Source organism: Mucilaginibacter pedocola (assembly GCF_002013915.1).
In the GTDB taxonomy this organism is placed as follows: domain Bacteria; phylum Bacteroidota; class Bacteroidia; order Sphingobacteriales; family Sphingobacteriaceae; genus Mucilaginibacter; species Mucilaginibacter pedocola.
This window is the reverse complement of the sequence record NZ_MBTF01000007.1, coordinates 1-21,873: the sequence shown is the minus strand read 5'-3', so window position 1 is coordinate 21,873 and position 21,873 is coordinate 1. Positions and strand designations below refer to the sequence as shown.

Annotated in this window: 21 protein-coding genes, 1 tRNA gene and 1 pseudogene; 11 read left to right on the top strand and 12 right to left on the bottom strand. The window is 41.6% G+C overall.

The window, feature by feature from the left end; genetic code table 11:
- Nucleotides 1–31 precede the first annotated feature (31 nt).
- The 6 genes from BC343_RS09815 to BC343_RS09790 form a co-directional block, all read right to left on the bottom strand.
- Nucleotides 32–619 carry a hypothetical protein gene (locus tag BC343_RS09815; RefSeq protein WP_078347609.1) on the bottom strand — a complete coding sequence of 196 codons (588 nt, stop codon included), beginning with the start codon at nt 617–619 and terminating at the stop codon, nt 32–34.
- 84 nt (nt 620–703) lie between these two features.
- On the bottom strand, nt 704–883 hold the full coding sequence (locus BC343_RS09810; protein ID WP_078347608.1) for a hypothetical protein: 180 nt from the start codon (nt 881–883) through the stop codon (nt 704–706).
- Nucleotides 884–887: 4 nt separating this feature from the next.
- Nucleotides 888–1,862: a hypothetical protein gene (locus tag BC343_RS09805; protein ID WP_078347607.1), complete on the bottom strand. Its 975-nt coding sequence runs from the start codon at nt 1,860–1,862 to the stop codon at nt 888–890.
- 58 nt (nt 1,863–1,920) lie between these two features.
- Nucleotides 1,921–2,775 (bottom strand): BRO-N domain-containing protein, encoded by an 855-nt coding sequence (locus BC343_RS09800; protein ID WP_078347606.1) that lies wholly within the window; start codon nt 2,773–2,775, stop codon nt 1,921–1,923.
- Nucleotides 2,775–3,722: an IS1595 family transposase gene (locus BC343_RS09795; protein ID WP_078347605.1), complete on the bottom strand. Its 948-nt coding sequence runs from the start codon at nt 3,720–3,722 to the stop codon at nt 2,775–2,777. The genes BC343_RS09800 and BC343_RS09795 overlap by 1 nt, the downstream gene beginning before the upstream one ends.
- Nucleotides 3,723–3,757: 35 nt before the next feature.
- Nucleotides 3,758–6,184: a hypothetical protein gene (locus BC343_RS09790; protein WP_078347604.1), complete on the bottom strand. Its 2,427-nt coding sequence runs from the start codon at nt 6,182–6,184 to the stop codon at nt 3,758–3,760.
- Nucleotides 6,185–7,022: 838 nt separating this feature from the next.
- Between BC343_RS09790 and BC343_RS31355 the strand changes: the two genes are divergently transcribed.
- Nucleotides 7,023–7,184 carry a hypothetical protein gene (locus BC343_RS31355; RefSeq protein WP_202909761.1) on the top strand — a complete coding sequence of 54 codons (162 nt, stop codon included), beginning with the start codon at nt 7,023–7,025 and terminating at the stop codon, nt 7,182–7,184.
- A pseudogene (locus tag BC343_RS31550) lies at nt 7,181–7,963 on the top strand (recombinase family protein); the annotation flags it as partial. The gene BC343_RS31355 and the pseudogene BC343_RS31550, both read left to right, overlap by 4 nt.
- 739 nt (nt 7,964–8,702) lie before the next feature.
- Here the strand turns inward: BC343_RS31550 and BC343_RS09780 are convergent.
- Nucleotides 8,703–8,776 (bottom strand) — tRNA-Arg (locus BC343_RS09780).
- Between the two features lie 147 nt (nt 8,777–8,923).
- On the opposite strand from BC343_RS09780, the gene BC343_RS09775 reads away from it, so the two are divergent.
- The gene (locus BC343_RS09775) at nt 8,924–9,157 is read left to right on the top strand and encodes a hypothetical protein (RefSeq protein WP_078347603.1); all 234 of its coding nucleotides are present in this window, start codon (nt 8,924–8,926) and stop codon (nt 9,155–9,157) included.
- Between the two features lies 1 nt (nt 9,158).
- On the opposite strand, the gene BC343_RS09770 is transcribed toward BC343_RS09775, so the two are convergent.
- Entirely contained in the window at nt 9,159–9,875 is a 717-nt protein-coding gene (locus BC343_RS09770) for a hypothetical protein (RefSeq protein ID WP_078347602.1), read from the bottom strand.
- 408 nt (nt 9,876–10,283) lie between these two features.
- On the opposite strand from BC343_RS09770, the gene BC343_RS09765 reads away from it, so the two are divergent.
- Nucleotides 10,284–11,144 carry an N-acetylglucosamine kinase gene (locus tag BC343_RS09765; protein ID WP_078347601.1) on the top strand — a complete coding sequence of 287 codons (861 nt, stop codon included), beginning with the start codon at nt 10,284–10,286 and terminating at the stop codon, nt 11,142–11,144.
- A 351-nt stretch (nt 11,145–11,495) separates the two neighbouring features.
- On the opposite strand, the gene BC343_RS09760 is transcribed toward BC343_RS09765, so the two are convergent.
- Entirely contained in the window at nt 11,496–12,191 is a 696-nt protein-coding gene (locus BC343_RS09760; protein WP_078347600.1) for an NUDIX hydrolase, read from the bottom strand.
- 126 nt (nt 12,192–12,317) lie between these two features.
- Between BC343_RS09760 and pfkA the strand changes: the two genes are divergently transcribed.
- The 4 genes from pfkA (at nt 12,318) to BC343_RS09740 (ending at nt 15,847) form a co-directional block, all read left to right on the top strand.
- Nucleotides 12,318–13,304, top strand: coding sequence for a 6-phosphofructokinase (gene pfkA / locus BC343_RS09755; protein WP_078347599.1), 987 nt, complete (start codon nt 12,318–12,320; stop codon nt 13,302–13,304).
- Entirely contained in the window at nt 13,305–14,153 is an 849-nt protein-coding gene (locus tag BC343_RS09750; protein WP_078347598.1) for a hypothetical protein, read from the top strand.
- A 7-nt stretch (nt 14,154–14,160) separates the two neighbouring features.
- Nucleotides 14,161–15,156, top strand: a complete 996-nt coding sequence (gap, locus tag BC343_RS09745; protein ID WP_078347597.1) for a type I glyceraldehyde-3-phosphate dehydrogenase — start codon at nt 14,161–14,163, stop codon at nt 15,154–15,156.
- Nucleotides 15,157–15,328: 172 nt separating this feature from the next.
- A complete protein-coding gene (locus tag BC343_RS09740) occupies nt 15,329–15,847 on the top strand; it encodes a DUF2911 domain-containing protein (protein WP_078347596.1) in 519 nt (172 codons plus the stop codon).
- Between the two features lie 82 nt (nt 15,848–15,929).
- Here BC343_RS09740 and BC343_RS09735 read toward each other — a convergent pair whose 3' ends face one another.
- Genes BC343_RS09735 through BC343_RS09725 form a run of 3 tightly spaced genes read right to left on the bottom strand, consistent with a single transcriptional unit; the run spans nt 15,930 to nt 19,332 of the window.
- On the bottom strand, nt 15,930–16,409 hold the full coding sequence (locus BC343_RS09735; protein WP_078347595.1) for a nuclear transport factor 2 family protein: 480 nt from the start codon (nt 16,407–16,409) through the stop codon (nt 15,930–15,932).
- 25 nt (nt 16,410–16,434) lie between these two features.
- Nucleotides 16,435–18,909, bottom strand: a complete 2,475-nt coding sequence (ccsA, locus tag BC343_RS09730) for a cytochrome c biogenesis protein CcsA (RefSeq protein ID WP_078347594.1) — start codon at nt 18,907–18,909, stop codon at nt 16,435–16,437.
- Nucleotides 18,910–18,918: 9 nt separating this feature from the next.
- On the bottom strand, nt 18,919–19,332 hold the full coding sequence (locus BC343_RS09725; protein ID WP_078347593.1) for a cytochrome c maturation protein CcmE domain-containing protein: 414 nt from the start codon (nt 19,330–19,332) through the stop codon (nt 18,919–18,921).
- An 87-nt stretch (nt 19,333–19,419) separates the two neighbouring features.
- Here BC343_RS09725 and BC343_RS09720 point away from each other — a divergent pair, with 87 nt between their 5' ends.
- The 3 genes from BC343_RS09720 (at nt 19,420) to BC343_RS09710 (ending at nt 21,857) form a co-directional block, all read left to right on the top strand.
- Nucleotides 19,420–19,608: a hypothetical protein gene (locus tag BC343_RS09720; RefSeq protein WP_156088745.1), complete on the top strand. Its 189-nt coding sequence runs from the start codon at nt 19,420–19,422 to the stop codon at nt 19,606–19,608.
- 399 nt (nt 19,609–20,007) lie between these two features.
- Nucleotides 20,008–20,646, top strand: coding sequence for an NAD(P)-dependent oxidoreductase (locus tag BC343_RS09715; RefSeq protein WP_078347591.1), 639 nt, complete (start codon nt 20,008–20,010; stop codon nt 20,644–20,646).
- Nucleotides 20,647–20,891: 245 nt separating this feature from the next.
- Complete coding sequence (locus BC343_RS09710) at nt 20,892–21,857, top strand: IS110 family RNA-guided transposase (RefSeq protein ID WP_078347262.1); 966 nt, start codon at nt 20,892–20,894, stop codon at nt 21,855–21,857.
- The last annotated feature ends 16 nt before the right edge of the window (nt 21,858–21,873 follow it).

The window sequence follows — 21,873 nt, the reverse complement described above, 5'->3', positions numbered from 1 at the left end:
AAATATCGTCGATTTTAAGACAATGTAAAACTCAAGTTCCCTGACCGTTCAATTCTGCTTCTTTTATAAAAAGCGAGGGGCAATATAAGCGTAACTGTAATTCAGTGAGATTTTCGGCATGAACAATCATATCTTTAATCAACGTTTTTTTTATTGTTGTCAAATTTGTTCCGATCTTCCGTATAGCTTTAAGCCGATCATCGGGCAAGAATTTCGCCGACATCTTCTCATACTGGCAGTTTGATGAAATGTACGATAAAATTTCCGACTTAAACTTATATGGTTCTTCAACCCACTCGTGATTTAATTTGTGTGCTTTGCTCAGTTCAGATGATATATTTCCACTTTTTAGATTATCATAAAATCCTGTGAGGCAATTTTCCAAGTCCCATCCTAAAGACTGGTAAGCGATCTCCCTTCTGTTACCGGGACTATACATATTTTGCATCATTTGAAAATTCTTGATGCGAACCATAAATGTTTCTACAGTACGAAGTAACAAAGTGAAGGTGTTTTTATAAAATTTATCGAAGGGGACATTATTGCCCGCATCACTTACCAATACAATATCACACGCGTAAGAACTGTTGTTTTGAGTAATTTTGGTAACTATATACAAGTTTACACTAACTGGGTTTTAAAAAAAACAGGTTGCATAATTTGAATTATGCAACCTGTTTTTAGTTGTTTATATTAAATATTTCTATCGACATCTATTTGAAAAAACGATAGACTTGCCTCCAGTGGCTTTCAACATTTGATTTTCCATTATTCTTTTTTCACTTGCCTTTTTCTTGGTAGCAATCAAACTTGAGTTTAAATAAAACTCATTAAGATTTTTGCTTAGTTCCTCTTGTTGAGCAACGGTCTTTGTATCTTTCATATGATTAGTAATTAATATGTTTAGGTGGTTCTATGCTATCTCCTGATATAAATTTAAATCCTTCTTTATCAATTACAGCCAATTTAATAACGCCTCCGACGGATGGTATATTGTTAGTGTACTTTTGAAAGTCGACTTCTAATCTCATTAATAAACTTGCTAAATCAACAGCCTGTTGTAAACTTAAATTATTCAAACTAAACATAGCAACATCATTAAAGAACACATCTTTAAAATACTGTTCTTTTAATAATAGGGCTATGTAATCTTCAGGAATTACATTTTTAGGTATTGCAAGAACTGATAGTATATTGTTAACAAAAGTAGGAAATATATCGTACAATTCTTTTCCTATACCTAAAAGCACTTTTTCACTTATTTTGTTTTGACCATCGCAAACAACTTTATTCCAATCTTCTTCTGTAATGAGCTGAACATAATCATGATCTGCAAATTCTAATGTATTAGTATCGGCTGGATAAATTATTGCTTTATATATTGTTGTTTTATGGGTGCTTGGCGTATAATGAGTAATAATAAAGACTAAGTATCCTATTGAGCCAAATTTTCCAATATGTTCTTTAATATTTTTATTTATAAAATCAATAAAGAAATTTATCTTTTCTGTTATTGGTAGTTGTAAATCATCAATAGCCGCCTTGTTTTCAGCTCGAAATTCCTCAATAATGTCAGCGATATTTTTCGAATTTACATACGCTTCTCCAGTTGTCGTAATTGCTGTAAATTTATCAAACTCAAATAATTTCTCTTCGAAATCTTTTGTAAAAGCAGGCTCATATTTAAATAATTCCATTATTTTATCTGGATTTATTAGTTTATCGCCATCGTCATTATCGGGTTGCGATTTTAAATATTCTACAAATTTATCGTAATGGAGAATTGGAGATTCAGATGTTACGAGAGAGTCGGCAATAACGGCAACTCCTTTTTTAGCAACTACGCTTGCAATAAAGGTCATTTAGGTGTGGTTTTGTTTCAAGTAAAAGTAAAAACAAAATCCAATACCACAACAAGTATTATTCTCCTTTTTTAGGGTTGTAATTTAAAGCTTGTTTTAAGCTTTTATTAAAGTTCGATAACTTAGGCTCTGCCGATGCCACAGGTAATGGCTCCTTACCGCCCGATAGTATATGAGGCAAGTAATCTATAGCTTTCCTATCCCTTTCTAAAAAGTATTGCCTTGCGCAATTAGGCATCCAGTCTTCATCTACGAATTTTATAAATAAGGGCAAGTAATCATTTTTATATTGCCTTGCATCAAATTCCAAACCATTTGGGAATTTGTGTTTGTACATTTTAAAATGGTCTTCCAAATCGGGATGCTTATCCTTTAGAAATGAAGCAAAGCGTTTACCTACGCTAACGTCAGGGCGTATTTCCTTCCCGTCAAAGGCTTTATTTGGTATCTGATATCCCACTTGCTCAAAGCGCCCGTATAGCCTTATAAAAAGCTCACTAATGACTGAAAAGTACCCCCTATCTGTTCTATCCCAGTTATCATTAAACCTTACAACAAAATTAGGAATAGCAGCTTGATTTTTTCCGAATCCGCCAGTCTTTCTAATTGTCGGTATAACTTCTTTAGTTATCCATTTTCTAAATTTAGCCGCGTTTGATTTTTTACTTTTAAAAACCAAACGGTATAAACCGCTCTCATTTACAAAGTTAACCTTTCGCATTTGACCTGCTATACGGATTTCGTATAGCAGCTTTTCGTCATCGTCTAATGATGCAATTTCGCGAGGGCCGTTAGTTATTTCTAATAGATCGCAAACATCTTTTGCACGAAACCAGGGTTCGCCGTCTATTTCGATTGTGGTAAAATCATTTACCTGTTCGTTGTCTTCGAATTTAAAAACTGATAATTGCATTATTTGATAAGATTATTATAGGTTAAACGACTGGTGCAATTTGAAAGCAAAGTGTTAAAACGATTGCTTTCGGTATCTTTACGGCTATTGTAGCGGAATACAAATTCGTCGGTATATTTCTGAATGTGTTTAGCAGATATGTTGTGGTAGATACCGATAACCATACGGTCAAATAAAGAGAAACAACCCTCGATAGTATTGGTGTAATATACACCATCGCGGCCGTATTCTTTTTTGCCGTGGTCTACAACTTCGTGGTGCGCAAATTCAGCACCTACTTTTACATAAGTGTTAGCGGTATCAGTCATCAATACAGATTCGCTATCAACGTTTGCGCGTACAATGTTAGGGATAAAATCGCCAGCGTTTACAGGTTGCATACGCAAGTTTCCACCGCGCTCAACAAAACCCACCACAACGGTTTTATTGTTGTGCCTGTCGGCTTTATTCTCAGCTATAACCTTGCGCTTTTTATTGCTCATGTTCTTAACCTTGCCGCCAACGATGGTTTCGTCAACTTCTACTACGGTACCAGAACCACCTAACTTATTGTTGTTGCCTGCATCTGTTTCAACGTTTTCGATACCGAAGCAATTGCGGATGCGTTGCAACATGAACCAAGCAGTTTTTTGGGTAACATTTAAGTCCCTGCCTAATTGAAGTGAAGATATACCTTTTTTGTGGGCGGTTACAAGGTAGATAGCAAGGAACCAAGTTTGTAATTCGATTTTGGTGTTATCGAATAGAGTTTGGGTACGTACGTTAAAGTATTTGCCAGTGTTCTTACATTTGTAACCACGGGCAGTTACGTACACTTTAGAAGTTTCATCAAAAGGAGAAACAACTGTGCCGTTCCAACGCAGTTGCTCTAAATGTTTAATGCAAGCCTCTTCGGTTGGGAATGCCTTGATTAACTCTCTGATTGATTTGAACTCTGTATTTATCATTGCCTTTTGAATTACAATGTAAATATAGAAGTTAATTACACCAATTGCAAGAAATTTAAAAAATAATTGGTGTAAAGTAATATATAATTACCGAAAAAACCTGCCGGGGAAAACCCGGAAGCTTTACTAGCAACGGCGTTATTAATAACCTGGAAACGATAATTCTTATAAAAATGGCACCCAGCAATGGCTCGTATGCCTGGTGTTAGGTCATAAGAAATACCTGTATAAACATTACTTAATGCATGTGCTATACTTAAACCTGCATATAGGGAAATGCGTTCTTTCGTGTTTGCGAAAAATTTGTCATGAAGCCTGTTAAGTGGTTTTATAAAATACCAATGCAACCCTGCAGTAAACTGATATTGGTCACCTATCGCAGTTGTGGGTAGTGGCTGGGTATCCTGAGCCACATCGTAGTTGCCAAAAGTGTAGGCCAACCCAACACTGAAGTCAAAACGTTGAGTCTGTATCACTTTGTTGGTCGCCCTTATTACCTCTCTGATATTTTTCCCATCCGCGTCCTGCAAATTAGCCGAGTAGGTTAACTTCACAGGCGGGTCAGGCACCTTTGGCGTAAATAGCGCGGTCCGCAATTCCGGGATAGTATCATTGAGCGTTTTTAGTTCAGTGGGCGGTAGGGATCGGACGGAGATGCTTACATAGGGCGTAAGTTTATTATAAACAACCTCAGCAGCATCAGCTAAATCATCAAGCTTTTTAATCCGCGCAGTTATAACGTCCTGAAAATAATTGAAACGCACCTGAAGCTTGTCGACCTCTTCCCCCATCTTATTATAATCAAGGAAAACATATTGGTCTTCCTTAACGAACTGGTCAAGCAATGAGGCAAAAAACGGGTCTGGGGAATCCAAGTCATTGGTGCCTGTTTTTACAGCACCTACCCACAAGATACGCTTCTTATCTTCATTAAAATCCTTTCCGGTTAGCGGCACCCATTTATCGTTAATGATAACAGACTTAGCCGGTTTCGGTGATTTTTCCGGCAGGGCTGAAGGGGGTGTTGCCGGTCCTTCGATTCCTTTACTGTCTTTGTTCAGTTCAAACTTCTCCATTTGTACCATGTAGTTAAGCATAGGCAATCGTTTACTATAATCGATACCCTCTAAGGACAACGTCTCATAGCCAAAGTTTAACTGGACATGGTTGAGGCTGGGGCGATTGAGTAATCCGGTCAACTTGTTAAACACAGCTATATTGGCTGAAGCCAAAGATGTAATTAGCCCTAGTTGTTCCAAACTTTTACCCAATGCTTTTGATGGCTCTCCTTGATAGACAAATGCTTCGGTGGAACTAGTGAACAATAGTTTTTTATCTGCGGGGATATTATAAGCAGCGATTCTCAAAAGTTGCTTGTTATCAAGTGTATTTTCAGGCAGCTGCTTAACAGGCACAAAATTAACTTTAACATCTCCATTGTATTCCTGTAAATAATAGTCTGCATTATCTGTGATATCTTTGACAGGAAGGAATAACAAATTTTTGGATTTGGAAACAGTCCTAAACTCTTTTAGCCAACTAGATCGGTCAAGCGAATCCTGCACACGTTTTTTAAAGTTGGTTAAAAAAAAGTTGGGCTCGTTGACTGGATAACGACGAGATGGTATTGTTGTTAGTAAGGGATTTACCGCAGGAATCGCGTTGGTAAACCAAAGCCAATGCTTCATAAATTCACTAGCCTTAATGTTTTGGACCAGTACAATTCGGTCTGGATCAATTTTCTTTAATTGTTCGTAGGCTTTATCAATATCCTTTTGGCTAAAATTAAAGATGTCTTTTTTTCGGGCATTAGCGAATGCTTCGATTTCCTTACTGGTAAGGAACCACGCCTCGATCTGCCGCCAATCTGCCACATATTGATAATCCAATTCACGCGAAGCAATCGGATCCTTACCTAACGACCCGTTATACCGCGTAACCAGCCAGTTATCAAAGGGGTCTGTTCTGACCAGAACAAACACTTGCATATTCGCATTAGCTGATTTATCGTCTTTTTCAACTTTATAGATTTCTTTCGTTGCAAACGATGCTATTTCAGAATATTTAGGAAGTACTTTTAACCGTTGAGGCGCAGCACTTCCTGATACCAGGAATTTTTTTAGTTCTTGAAGGTCAAAAAGATAATTGTCGAAGAATGTTGAGCCCCATATTTCCGTGTATGCTGATTTCAGTTTTAGTGAATCATCCTGTAGGTTAAATATAGATGCATTGACCCTGCTTAACAATCTTTCTTTTATCACTTGAAATGCTCCATCGCTAATCTTACCCTCATCGCAATCGATAGTTTCTTTCCGCCCATACATATAGCCTTTATTGAGCGGCTCAAAAACTCCCTCGCCGGTAAATTTCTGTGCCCTTGCGCTGAAAGGTAAAGTAAAGATATTAATCAATAAGAAAGCCCAAAGCCATGCTGGCCTGAATGAAAAAACAGTTTGATCCATAGCGATAGAGGTCGGTTAGGTGAACTAAATTTGCTTATAATCAATGTCAACAAGCTGCTACGATAGCTAAACAGTAGCATATATTGTGATAAAGATTTGGTTTTAAGACGAGTGTAATTTAAACATATAGGTTGTAAAATCCAATGATTATTATTAAGTATTATTTTTTTCTTATAATTGGTTTTGGTGTGATTAACAATACTTACAAATAGGAACATTCTGTAAGAAGGGATTAGAACCCATTCACTTATATCGCTGACAATCTATTATTTAAATACTTACCAATTGCGTATCACAACGAATATAACACTATCTTTTTATTGCGATATATTCTAATTCCAAGATAACACGCCTACGTATATGTCCGTTATGAAGAAAGGCGTCTGGTTGAACATTCAGACATATCAATTTTGTCGGGGAAATTGAAATCTTTGTTAGGTACAAAAAAGGGTTAAGAGTATCATAAACTTAAAAGCAGCCTTTAACCTGCTTTTAGGTTGCAGCTGCGGAAAGCAACTCACTACCTAACGCGTATGCACGCTATACTCATTGCGCCGCCAGCCTCGCTGCCGGAGTACGAGTAACTCATACCTCGTTACACCTAAAATAAAAATAACAAAAGCTGGCTGAAAAAAAATCAATTCCTATTAATTAAATCTTATGAATTACTAGTCTAATTAATCAAGCAATCTGCACAAATTATCTGCTGTTGCTTTTTAAAGGATTTATAATTCAAGCCGCCTGACTTGGAAACCATCAGCTTATTGTTCTGTAGTACCGAAATGCTTGTCATAAGGCTTCCACCAAATCCGCCATTATTGTTCCTTAACCGGAAACAATGGAAACTGGAACAAAAGAAAAGCGGAAAATAACCTCTGCCGATGCAGTAACGATCCTGAAAAAATCAGGGATTGAAATAGGTGAAAAAAAAGCAGGAGAAGTCTTGGAATTGATGTATTTTTTATCTAAATTAATTGTAAATCAGAATTTTAAAACATGAGAATAGCCGACTTATATATCAGGGTAAGCACCGATGAACAAGCCGATAAAGGATATTCGCAAAGAAATCAGGAAGAGGTTCTGTTAAAATATTGCGAGATCAAAAATATACAGGTCCGTAAGATTATATTCGAGGATCATTCCGCAAAAACCTTCATCCGCCCAGAATGGACGAAACTACTCGGCTTGCTGCGCCAGCAGAAGAACAAGACCGATCTGGTGTTATTCACCAAATGGGACCGCTTCAGCCGTAACGCACCGGATGCCTATCAGATGATCGCTACCTTGAAAAAACTGGGTGTAGAACCACAAGCCATCGAGCAGCCGCTTGACATGGAAGTCCCTGAAAATAAAATGATGCTGGCGATCTATCTTAAGGCCCCAGAAATTGAGAACGACAGGCGGGCTTTAAATGTATTTTACGGTATGCGCAGGGCAAAGAAGGAAGGGCGCTACATGGCTACCGCGCCCCTAGGTTATAAAAACAGGACATTAGACGGAGGCAGGAAAACTATAGTTCCATATGAGCCGGCAGCATCCGCCTTACAATGGGCGTTCAACGAGTTGAGCGCCGGGCAGCACACTGTAATTGAAATTTTCCGGCAGGCAAAAACGAGGGGCTTGCCTTGTAACAAAAATAATTTTTGGCATGCATTGCGAAACCCGGTTTATATCGGTAAGATCGTTATCCCCAAATTGAAAGACGAAGAAAGTTATATGGTTGACGGCTTGCACGAACCCATTATCAAACCGAGCGTTTTCTACGAGGTACAGGATATATTGGAAGGGCGTAAACGGAATTTGAAGACCAAGATAGTAACACAGGATATGCTTGCCTTAAAAGGCTTTATTTGCTGCCCTACCTGCGGCAAAGTATTAACAGGCAGCGCATCAAAAGGCCGCAACGCTCATTACCATTATTATCATTGTAATTCTACCTGTGGTTACAGGACAAGAGCGGAAGAAGCTAACGGCATCTTTGAGAACCATTTAAAAGAGTATAATTTAAATGCAGATGCCGCGATACTTTTTAAATCGGTTATACTGGATGTTTATAAAAATGAGCACCAGACTGCAGGCGATAGCAGGAAACAATATATAGCCCGTATAACTACATTAAACAACAAGATTACCAAGGCAAGGGAGCTGTTGTTGAATGACGATATAGATGCCGCTGATTTCCGTGCGGTAAAATTAGAATCCGAGAGGGAGATAGTACTACTCGAAAGTAAGATCAGCGATCTGACAAGCAAAAACATGAGTATAAGCCAAGTTGAAAAAACGCTCGATTCTGCATTGGTGAAGCTTACATCTATAGATGCATTGTATTGTAAATCTGACCATTACGCTAAGCGAAAATTAATTGGTTCGATATACCCTGAAAAATTCACATTAGAAGATTTGAAAGTTCGAACCGCAAATTTGGGAGAAATATTCAACTTTATATACCTGATAAACAAGGAGTTAACACGGCAAAAAAAAGGGACAAACAATGTTTTAGATCGTTTGTCCCGAGGGGTGATCTCATCAGGATTCGAACCTGAGACCGACAGATTAGAAATCTGTTGCTCTATCCAGCTGAGCTATGAGACCATGCAATTTTTTGCGCTGCAAATATGCAAATTTATACTGAAAATGGCAATAGCAGCGTTAGGGATTTACCAATTGTTATTAACTATATAATTAATAAAACTTCGTTAAAGGTAATAAAACCTATCTTTAGCCCCGATAAACGTGAATATGGGATTACCGCTGCGGATTACTTTTGATGATAAAGACTATGTTTACCAAATTGTTAACAGCAAATTGGTTGGCCCAAATACTACCGAACTGGAACTATTGCTTAACGGCGAAAAAGTAGAAATTGTGAAAGACGCCCGGATGGTTTGGACACTTAAAGACGGCGGCATCGTATTAGACCCAAACCTGGTGCAGGCGCTCGGCCGCTCGGTATCGCTACGGCTGCGGATGTAATTTATCCAAATAGCTTATAATAAACCATCGCAGTTATTGACAGTATTACGATTAGCAACATCCAAATACTCGGTTTCGACTTATTGGCAAAGTGTTTATTGGTGCGTATTTTATATATCCCCCAAATCATAACTGCAATTAGCGGAATACCCGCCGCAGCTACGATTATTTTGCTATCGCTAATGTAAACCACCACCATTAATATACATGGCACCGACACGGTAACAAACCAATATTTTTGGAATATATTTATTTTTTTGCGGGTAGTAATGGGCTTAAACGCCCCAAGTAATTCTTTCACCTCCGCGTAACTCTCAATATTCGCGGAAACCACTACTATGCTTTGCTTTTGAGCATCGCTAACAAACAAATTCCCAAACTCGTCCTGCTCTATAATTTCTATCAGGCCAAGTTTTAGCCTGCCGGTATTTAAGGTGGCTTGCTCTTTAACTATATAGCCATCATCTATCGTAAGCAGGTAACTGTTATAAACGGCCTTCTGTTTTTGCAGAGCCCGCCAAAAACTAAATGCGAGCACTACGGCAAAAAATAAGATAGTAAACATTGTGGTATACATTTCCTCAGCAACTCCCTTTTGCGTAGCATAGGATATCGAAAGCCCGGTTACAAGGGCTATGAGCATAACGGGCAACCCTTTTCTGTACAATTGTGATTTTACTGCGCCAAATCCTTCGGGCTTATTTTTGTATTGCGGCATTTATAATAAGGTTTCAGGCTACTAAAGTACGAACCGCTTCTGAAAATCTTCCGGATAAAATTGCATAAAAAAGCTACTCTAAAATCAAATTGGTAGTAGCAAAGTAAAATGGCATCCAATTTAACCCAGCCATCATATGATATTAATAATGTTAAAATATTAAGTATACTTGTAAGATAGGCTTTGCAGGGCTTCGGCGGCGAAAAAGTTGTTTTATATGTAAAAACGACATGTAATTTTCACCTTTAAAACTTTTAGCAAAAACCTTAAAAAGTTTAATTTTTTGCATAAAAACGCGGTTTATGCTATCTAATTAACAAAAAATAGCATTAAAGATACCAAGTGTTTTTTTTACAATAAGTTAATCATACTTTTAACCGAATTTTTTTTTAAAACCTCATTATTTATATGATCATAATTGCTGACGGGGGCTCAACCAAAACAAATTGGTGCCTGGTTACTGAAGAAGGTAAAAAGGTTTACTTTAATACCGAAGGTTACAATCCTTATTTCGCTCCAAAAGATTACATCATACAGTCGCTAAACGAAAGTTTACCAACCGACCTGGATAAAGAAAACATTACTGAAGTAAACTATTACGGTGCCGGCTGCTCTACCCCCGAGATGCGCAAGATCGTTGAAGAGGCTATGTCGGCGGTTTTCACTAACTCTAAGGTGAACATTGGCCACGATTTATTAGCTGCTGCACGCGCATTATTGGGCAACAGCGAAGGCTTTGCAGCTATTTTAGGCACAGGTACCAACACCTGCCTTTACGATGGTAAAGAAGTAACCCACAATATCGATTCGGGTGCTTACATCCTGGGAGACGAAGGCAGCGGTTGCTACATCGGCAAAAAACTATTAACCGATTACCTGCGCGGCTACATGCCCGAGGCTGTGCGTAAAGCATTCTGGGAAGAGTTTAAATACACTCCTGATGATATCAACGAGATTGTTTACACCCAACCACGTGCAAACCGTTTCTGCGCAAGCTTCAGCAAATTTGTTTACGATAACAACGTGAACATCGAATACTCACGCAACCTGGTACGTACCTCGTTCGAAGATTTCTTCAAGAATTTGGTTACCCACTACCCCGACTATCAAAAATATACCTTCAACTGCATAGGTTCGGTTGGTTACAACTTCCGCAACGTATTGGAAGAAGTTTGCACCGAAAACGGCATGACTGTTGGCAACATCATCCGCTCGCCTATAGATAACCTGGTGAAATACCACCTGGAGTTAGCGCCTTCGAGCTTGTAATTCAGTTTGCAGTGGGCGGTTTGCTTTTGCAAAAACGCATAAAAAAGGCCGGAAAACTTAAGTTTTCCGGCCTTTTGCCATTGTGTCATTGCGAGCGAAGCCTGTGGGCAGACCCGCGCGGTGAAGCAATCTCGTCGCCAAGCATGAACGCTATGCAATACGAGGAGATTGCCACGTCGCCCCTTCCCTCAAGTCATTCGCACCGCTCCTCGCAATGACAAATTGGTCTATAAAAGCAGAAAAGCGAGGAAAATCCTCGCTTTTCTGCTTTATTTATTTGGATAGACTTATGACATCTGCTTACTGCAAACCGCCCAGCGGTACTGCAAACTGTCAACTGCAAACTGCCAACTACTGAACCAAATTCAACTCGTTCTGGAATATCTTCGCGTATTTCCTCCTATCAAACTTGTATAGTTTGGCTGCTCGGTACGATACGCCTTTTTGCTTTTCGTCCAGTTCCTTCAAAAAGCCGTAGCTCAGCATCTTCTTACGGAAGTTGCGTTTATCCAGCTTTTTATTCAGCACCGCTTCGTAAAGCGATTGCAGCTGGGTTAGCGTAAATTTCTCGGGCAATAATTCGAAGGCAATAGGCTGGTAATTTAGCCTGCGGCGAATTTTGTTAAAGCCCGTGTTAAAGATCTCGCTGTGGTCGAAGGCAAGCTTTGGCAGATCGTTCACCGGGTGCCAGAAAGCCGATTTGGCATACTGCGTTACCGGCTTAAGCTCTTTTTGCCCGTTTATGCGGATAAGCGCATAGTAGGCAACGGTTATAACGCGCCCTTGCGGGTGGCGTTTCACCTCGCCAAATGTGTGAAACTGCTGCATATGCAGGTCGCGAAGGCCGGTGAGTTCGTACAATATACGCTCTGCGGCATCATCAATACTCTCATCCTGCGAAACTATATAGCCCGGCAAGGCCAGCCAATCTTTAAAGGGTTCCTCATTACGCTCAATGAGTAATATCTTCAATTCGCCTGCCTCGAAGCCAAAAATTACACAGTCGATAGAGAATACCGAATCAAATGTAGGTAACTTTACTTCCAAAAGTCGTTATTTTTAGGTTTAAGGGTTAAATATATACCTTATAATTCATTTCAAAAATAATAAATTAAATTTAGTGGTGTAATTTCGACACCTTATATTCGCGTCTCCAAATTTACATACGTAAAGATGAGTAAACTTAAAAAAATAGCCGTTCTTACTTCGGGGGGCGATGCTCCCGGCATGAATCCCTGCATACGCGCAGTAGTGCGTACAGCCATTTACAACAACCTCGAAGTGGTTGGTATACGCCAGGGTTACCAGGGCATGATAGACAATAACATGTATGATATGAACACCCGCTCGGTTAGTAATATCTTAAACCTGGGCGGCACCATATTAAAAACGGCACGTTGCCTCCCCTTCCGTACCGACGAAGGTATGGAGCTGGCCTACAAAAACATTAAAGCCCAAGGCATTGATGGTATAGTAGTTATTGGCGGCGACGGCACCTTTACCGGCGCACTGCGTTTCTCTAAACGTTTTCCGGACATCGCAGTAATGGGCGTACCCGGTACTATCGATAACGACCTTTACGGTTCTACCTACACCCTTGGTTTCGATACCGCTACCAATACGGTAATTGAAGCCATAGACAAAATACGCGATACTGCGGATGCGCACGACCGCCTTTTCTTTATAGAAGTAATGGGTCGCGATTCGGGCGCTATTGCCCTGCGTGCCGGTATATCATGCGGAGCCGAGGCTATTTTATTGCCCGAGCGTGCTACCGCTATAGACGAACTGATAGAGAACCTGAAAGCAGGCCAGTTCAACAAAAAATCATCGAGCATAGTAATTGTGGCCGAAGGCGATAAAAGCGGCGGTGTATACGATCTTGCTGAACGCGTTCGCGGCCAAATTAAGTTTTACGATATTAAGGTTACTATTTTGGGCCACTTACAGCGTGGCGGAAGCCCTTCGGCCTTCGACAGGATATTGGGTAGCCGCTTAGGTTTTGCAGCAGTAAATGCGCTTATAGACGGCAAATCGCGCATGATGGTAGGCCTGGAAGCCAATCACATTAAATTAACCGACCTGGAAGAAGCCTTAACTCAACATACTTATAAACTGGAAGATGACCTGATGCAGATGTCGGAGATCTTATCCATATAAATGATAGCAGTAGTATACAGCGGAAGTAACAATGCAGGTTGGCGCTTGGCCGACAAAGGGCGCACCATTGCCTCGTTTAACACGGCGGCCATAAACCCCTATTTTAACGATGGCAACTATATTACCCAGTTGCTAAACCGTAATATAAACCTCATACACCACGCCGAAGGAATAAAACGCATTTACTTTTTTGGCGCGGGCGCTTCCTCTCCCGAGCGTAAAAAGGTGGTGAAAGATGCCTTAGAAAGCTTCTTTAAGTTTGCTAAGGTTAACGTGGAGCACGACATTGCCGCTGCTGCCATTGCCTGTTGCCGTAATACACCGGGCATTGTAAGTATTTGCGCCAGCGGAAGCAATGCCGCCTGGTACGATGGTAAAAAAGTAGCGCCAAACAACTTCGGGCTGGGCTATATACTGGCCGACGAAGGCAGCGGCAACTGGCTGGGCCGGCAGCTGTTGAAAAACTACATGAACGAAACCCTGCCTGCTCACTTGCGCAAAAAATTTGTGCACCAGTACGATGCCGAACGCACCACGTTACTGGAGAAAGTATACCGCAAAAAAGAGCCTGCACTATACCTCAGCTCGTTTACCGACTTCTATTTAGAGAACAAAAACGACGTTTATCTGCGCAATATCATTAAAACAGGATTTACTAAGCTGATAGATACTTATTTATTACCTTTGCTGCAAGAGCACCCGGGGGCGCCTGTATATTTCGCCGGGTCGGTAGCGTCAAATTTCCAGGATTACCTGGCCGAGGCGGCGGAGGCAGCAGATATTAAGATAGCAGGCATCGTAAAAGAACCTATAAACAATTTGTTGACTTATTATTCAAATAAAAATTAGAAAAATCATGAAAATAGGAATTAACGGCTTCGGCCGTATCGGCCGCTTAGCTTTCAGGGCTGCAATTGAGCGCGAAGGCGTTGAAGTAGTAGGTATTAACGACCTGGTAGAGCCTGATTACATGGCTTACATGTTGAAATACGACTCAACTCACGGCCAGTTTAAAGGTACTGTAGCTGTAGAAGGCGGTAACCTGGTAGTAAACGGTAAAACTATCCGTGTAACTGCTGAGAAGAACCCTGCCGACCTTAAATGGAACGAAGTAGGCGCCGAAGTGATCATCGAATCAACCGGTTTGTTCTTAACTATCGAAACTGCTCAGAAACACATCGACGCAGGTGCTAAAAAAGTAGTAATGAGCGCTCCTGCTAAAGATGATACCCCTACTTTTGTAATGGGTGTAAACCACAAAGAATTAAAAGCAGAGCAAACTATCGTTTCTAACGCATCTTGTACTACTAACTGTTTAGCGCCTATTGCTAAAGTATTGGATGATAAATTCGGTATCGAAGAAGGTTTAATGACTACTGTACACGCAGTAACCGCTACTCAAAAAACAGTTGACGGCCCATCGGCTAAAGACTGGAGAGGCGGCCGTGGTGCTTACCAAAACATCATCCCTTCATCAACAGGTGCTGCTAAAGCTGTAGGCTTGGTATTGCCACAATTAAAAGGTAAATTAACAGGTATGAGCTTCCGTGTTCCGGTTGCCGACGTTTCTGTTGTTGACTTAGTAGTTCGCTTAAAAACTCCAACTTCATACGAAGGTATCAAAGCTGCTATGAAAGAAGCTTCTGAAGGCGAATTAGCAGGTATCCTGGGTTACACTGAAGACGAAGTAGTATCTGAAGATTTCAAAGGTGATGCACGCACATCTATTTTCGATGCAAAAGCAGGTATCGCTTTGAATGACAACTTCGTTAAAGTTGTATCTTGGTACGATAACGAGTGGGGTTACTCAAACAAACTGATCGACCTTGTACAAGAAGTTGGTAAACTGTAAGGTTTAACAAATTTCTTTTGATAAATGCAAAGGCCTCCTTTTCGGGAGGCTTTTGTTGTTTAATAGCTACCGGCATTAATGTCCCTATCTGCAAGTAAGTTTTGTTCAACATCAATGTGGTAGTCATATTATTTCGTTCTATATTTATCCCAAACAAAATATCAAACTTATTATGAAAGCATCCTACCCTATCAAAGCAACATTGCTTTTGGTATTCACCCTGTTTGTAAGCAGCCTTACCTTTGCGCAGGACAAGAAACCCGCCAGCCCGGCCGATAGCACCAGCGCTACAGTAGCGGGCTCGGTAATTAAAATTAAGTACAGCAGCCCTTACGTTAAAGGCCGTAAAATTTTAGGCGAACTGGTGCCATTTGATAAGGTATGGCGCGCCGGTGCCGATTCTGCAACCAGCTTTACTACAAGCAAACCCATTAAAGTAGAAGGCAAGCCTTTACCGGCAGGCAGGTACGCCTTTTTTGTAATACCATCTGCAAGCGGCAGCTGGACTATCATCTTCGATAAAAACCCTAAGCAATGGGGTGCTTACACCTATAAAGAAGAGAACGACCAACTGCGCGTAACCGTTAAAGGTAAAACTGCGCCTAAAGCGGAAAGCCTTAAATACACCATTACTAAAAAAGGCTTCAGCCTGAAATGGGATACGTTTGAAGTACCTGTTTCTATTAAATAGCAAGTATAATCCTACTGATACCAAAAGAGGCTGTCTCCGGTAAAGAAACAGCCTCTTTTTTATTTGATATACGCTTACGGCTTTAGTTGCCTGTATGATAAACCATGCCGTTGGCATAAGTTGATTCTGCCGCTATTTTGTTAAGGCTATCTATACGGAAGACGCTGCATTTACGCAGATCGTAACGTACGCCGCCATTTGCCTTATCGCGCAGGCCTATTACATCGTACTCTACCACTACCGTGCTATCGGTATTGATCACCTTATCTACCAAATACTTGGCATCCGGCGATACAAAAAATTCTAAATGAAATATCTGGTCGGCACCTTCGGGGCCATTGGTAGTACCTTTCCAATCGCTGCTGGTTATTGGCGCTTTTGGGGCATACTGGCTCACCAGGCCTTTCAGGTCGTGATCATTCAACAATTGGAAGTGCTGCTGTATTAGCGCTTCCGATTGTGCTTTTTTATCAATGGCCGGCTTTTCTGGTGTTTGGTTACAGGCAGCTAATACGCCTGCTGTAAACAGCAGGCCCAATGCCGCATAGGTTTTGCTTTGCATAGCCAAATATAAAAATTTGCTGTTATTAAGCCACTTTCACTTCCTTATTCCTGCGGAAGATAGATAAGATGAAACCGATAACCATAATGATAGTACCCGCCCAGAAGAAATTGATATACGGGAACTTAATAGCACGCATTACAATGTACTTTTTAGCGCTTTCGGGCTGTTGGTACACGTTTATCTCTATTTGTTTCTTCTCGGGGATTATTTTGGTGAACTGCAGCTTCAAGCCTGCTTCCTCTACTTTCGTTGGGAAATCGAACACTTGGCCATTTTTCTTCAACATATATACCGGTGCACTGTGGTAAGTTTGCCCGTGGCTGTGTATCTCCATTTCGGCACCTACCGAAACCAGTAGTTCGCTTGCCGCTATATTTTGCAGCTTAACGCCATTGTTCAGTTGCTTAAATACCATGTAACCTTCGCGGAAGCGGATAGTATCGCCCACGGCAACCTGATGCGGTACGGCCGGGTCGTAATCCTTGCTGTCGTCTTTTGGTGCGCCTTCTTCCTCACCTGCAGCACCCTTCTCTTCGCTGGTGCTGGCCGAGTTGGTCATGGTAATGTGAGTATAAAGGTCGTGAAACAGGTAGTGGCGGGTATCGGGCGATGAGGCCAGCGAACCTTTATTTACCTGCACTTTAGGGTAAAGCGTAAAATCTTCTGCCACTTTACCCGCAGCATCTACACGGCGGTAGTTTACTTTAAAAAAATGGTCGGGCAGGTTTAGCGAGTCGCCGAGGTAGGTAACGGTGTAATCGCCCATTTTTTGCGGCTCGTTGCGGTACACCAAAATATTTTCGCGCGGGTTCTCTTCTTTAGCAAACTCCTCCGAATAATTTTCGCCGGTGTTGTTGATCGATATCACGGTGCTTGTACCCGCAGATATCAGCGCACCAATAATGAGCAAACCAAAACCGATGTGCGCAACAGCAGCACCTGCCAGTTTAAATTTACCGCGGAAAGCATCGGCCAGTACCTTGCCATTAGCAATGGTAGAGTAAACCGAGCCGCACATTACCAGCGTAAATACAAAGTTGAGCTTGTACAAGCCTGAAGTATAAACCACCAGGGCGGTTACCAGTATGGAGAAAATGAGGTAAACGGCGTTGGTGATCAGGAAGCGGTGTACATCCGTCTTTTTATATTTCAGGAATTGGGTGAAGGCCGTAAGTACGGTTATCACAAACACAAACGAAGACTGTATCACATTGTAGTGCATCAGCCTTGCTTTATCAGCCGGTGGCGCGATATTCATCCCGAACATGGCATTCCATACTGGGATAGAGGTTACCACAATAAGGTGGAAACACGACAAACCCAGGAATACCGAGCCTACGAACATCCAAAACTCGCGCGAGTAGGTTTCTTCATCCTTTTTGGTAATAGGCAACTCTTTACGGCGCCAAACCAGCAACCAAACCGACATTACCAAAAATATCATGATGCCGGTAACCAGCTGCCAAAACATACCCAAATCGGTAAAAGAGTGCACCGAAGTATCTCCCAAAATACCGCTACGGTTCAAAAACGATGCATACCAGGTAAGCACAAAGCTTATCAGCACCAAAAACGTAGCCGTGAAATACGAGTGCCCGCTGTTTTTAAACACAATAAGCACGTGCAAAGCAGCCACCATGGTTATCCACGGGAAGATAGAAGCATTCTCTACCGGGTCCCAAGCCCAAAAGCCGCCAAAGTTTAAGCTCTCGTAGGCCCAAAACGAACCCATTACTACGCCGGTACCCAGTATCATACTGGCAAACAGCGCATAAGGGATAGCAGGGCTTACCCACTCTTTGTATTTGTTTTGCCAAAGCCCGGCAACCGCATATGCAAAAGGTACCACCATAGCGGCAAAACCCAAAAACAGTGTTGGCGGGTGGATGATCATCCAGTAGTTTTGCAGCGATGGCACCATGCCCTGCCCGTCTTTAATGAACGAAAGGTAATCGGCACTTTGGAAGATAGGTGCACCTGCCATAAACTCGCGCAACAACAAAAACGGCGAACTCCCCAGGTGTATACCCAAAAAGTTTTGGCCCAACACCATGGTTGCCAAAGTAACCTGCGAAAGGGCCACAACCGTCATCACCGGGCGCTCCCAACTACCACTCTTCCATATCAGGAATAAACCTAACAAAGCCTGCCAGAATATCCACAGCAAAAAGCCACCCTCCTGGCCGTTCCAGAACGCAGAGATAATGTAGCGTACGGGTAATGAGCGCGAAGTATAGGCCCAAACGTAATGATACTCGAAATAGTGGTTGTAAATAATGTAGAACAGGCAGGCACCAATGCCTATTATAGATACCGAATTGATATAGAAACCAATGCGGCCCAGGGTTTGCCAGGTGCTTTTAGGTTTACCGGCATCATCGGTAGTGGCAAAAAGGTAACTTATGAACGAAAGAAGCGCTGCGCCGAAAGCTAAAACAATAAAAAATTGCCCTATTTGCCCCGGCAAAAGGTGCTCACCTTTAAAAACTGTATCCATTAAAACTGCTTATATGCTGGCCTGTTGTTTGGCCTTAAACTCTTTGGTATCTATCTTATCCTGGGTATACTTTGATGGGCATTTCATCAGGATGCTGGAAGCATGAAATTCGCCGCGAACCATTTTACCGGTAAGTACGATCTGCTCCGACTTTTCGAAATCCTCGGGCTTGGTACCGGTAAATACTACTTTACGCTCGGTGCCCAAAGTATCGCGCATGTAAAACGAGAAGTAATTGGCATCCTTAGTGGCATCGTAATGCAGTTCTTTCTGCTTGTTAAGGCGGCCTACCACTTTCAATTCGCTGGTAGTTTTCTCCGCATCGGCAAAATTTCCGTAACTGCTTGTATTTGAGTAAACACTAATAATAACGGCTATAGCGATGGCTATTACAACGAGGCCAAAAATCGAACTTTTTTTCATGCGTTAGTTTATCGGTAAATCCGGTTTGCAAAAATACAAAACGATGAGCTAATAATTTTTATTACAAGGGATATATGTTATTTAGAATTGTTATTGATAGCAAGTTGGAAAGGTTGGAAAGGTTGGAAAGGTTGGAAAGGTTGGAAAGGTTGGAAAGGTTGGAAAGGTTGGAAAGGTTGGAAAGGTTGGAAAGGTTGGAAAGGTTGGAAAGGTTGGAAAGGTTGGAAAGGTTGGAAAGGTTGGAAAGGTTGGAAAGGTTGGAAAGGAACTTTTTAAACACACCCTTGTTTTGAAATTCTGAAAATTCTTCAAATTCTTTTAAAATTCGAGTTCGGACATTTTCTTGGGCGTTCCCTGCGGGTCGGGCTATGCGCTGCAACTCCTCGCCTTGCCCCGCTCATGCCCTGCCCGCGGCTGTGGGGTTTCCGCTCCTATCCCTAACGCATTTTGAACCATGATTCGCTTGATTAGAGGATTCTCTGATTGATTTTTGCTGGTTGTCGCATCGAATAATCTTTAAATCAAGCGCATCATGGTTCAGAAAAAACCTATCTTTATCTCATTAAACTCGCTTTATAAAATATCCCTTCCATCTGTATTGCTGCTAAAGGCAATACCCAATATGCCTCACCGGCATAACATAATTTCCTATACCCATATTTTATAAAGCAAACCATGCAAGCAAACATAAAAGTTGCCGTAATTGGCGGCACCGGCAAAGCCGGGAAATACCTTGTTAAACAATTACTTACCAAACACATCCCCGTTAAACTATTGCAGCGAGTTAACACTTCGGAGCAGGAAGACAACCCGTTGATAGAAGTTATAAGCGGCGATGCGCGTGATTATGATACTATATTGCAACTCCTAAACGATTGCAATGCAGTCATCAGCACCATTGGGCAAACTGCGGGCGAGGCACCTATATTTAGTACCGTTACCGCTAACGTTTTAAGAGCAATGGAGCATCTGGGCATCCGCAGGTATATAGTAGCCACAGGGCTAAACGTTGATACCCCATACGATGATAAAGGACCTAAAACCAAATTTGGCACCGAGTGGATGTATCAAAACTATCCTAAAACCACTTCGGATAAACAGATAGAGTACGAGCTGCTTATTGCAAGCAACGCCGACTGGACCCTGGTGCGCCTGCCCATGATCCAACAAACCGACGAGCTACCGGAAATAACCACGAGCCTTTATGATTGCCCGGGCGACTTTATCAGCGCATCAAGTTTAGGGCGATGGATGATAGCGCAGTTGGATAACGACGAGTTTGTAAAACAGGCACCGTTTATTGCGAATAAATAAAAAAATGTCATCCTATGTTTGCTTATAGGAAAAAGTTAAGTGTTTAGAGTAAATTTAAAGTAGAAGAAAAAGGGTAAAGAGAAAGATCACGAGTTGTCATTGGCTGTAGGAAGCCGTTCGAAATGCAGATCACTTTACCCCTTTGCTTACAAGCTTGAACAGTTCATTAGGCCACAAGAGCCTGTATGTAGGATTGATAAGCAGTAAAGCAGGTTCTTCTACAGTATTTATCTCAAAACAAAGTTATGGAAACTCATGCAAATTACATTGGTGTAGACATTTCAAAAGCGTCCTTTGACGTATCAGCCGGCCGACGCCATTATCAGTTCAGCAACGAAACTACAGGCTTCGACGGCTTCTTAAAGCTATTGGATACAGATAGCCATATCGTGATGGAAGCATCCGGCCCATATTATTTAAGGCTTGCTTGCTTCCTGCATACGAAGGGCATTAAGGTAAGTGTGGTAAATCCTTTGGTGATTCGCCGCTACAGCCAAATGCGTATGTCCCGGGCTAAAACAGATAAGAAAGACGCACTCCTGATCGCAGAGTATGGTGCCATGGCTAAGCCGGAGCAATGGGCCCCACCACAGCAGCATGTGGTAGAATTACAGCAAACAGAAGCCATTTTATCAGGATTGAGCAAGCAGCATACTGTGTTAAGCAACCAGCTTGAAAGCTTTACAGCTACAGGAATGATGCAAAAAGCACTGAGGCAGACGATACAAAAAGAGCTATGCCACCTTAAACAACTTATATCACGGCTTTCAGCTAACATGGAAAAGATCGTTCTTGAACATTATGGGCAAATGCTATCAGGACTGAAAAGCATACCTGGCATTGGCAAAAAAACAGCGATAATGCTCATCCTGGTAAGCGGTGGTTTCGAGCGTTTCGGCGATTGCAGTAAATTAAGCTCTTACATTGGGACATGCCCGCGCCTGTTCGAATCGGGCAGCAGTGTAAAAGGCAGGCCAAGAATATGTAAAATGGGCATGTCTGCGATCAGGGCCTCATTGTATGTATGCTCATGGAGCGCAAAACGCTGCAATAAAGCCTGCCGGGAGCTTTATGAACGCTTGCTGGCAAAAGGAAAAGCCAAAAAAGTTGCTTTGATCGCAGTCGTAAATAAGTTGCTAAAGCAAGCTTTTGCAATAGCTAAAACTAACTCAACATATCAGGAAAATTATTCAAATATTATTTGCTTTTAAACACAGTTCATTTCGA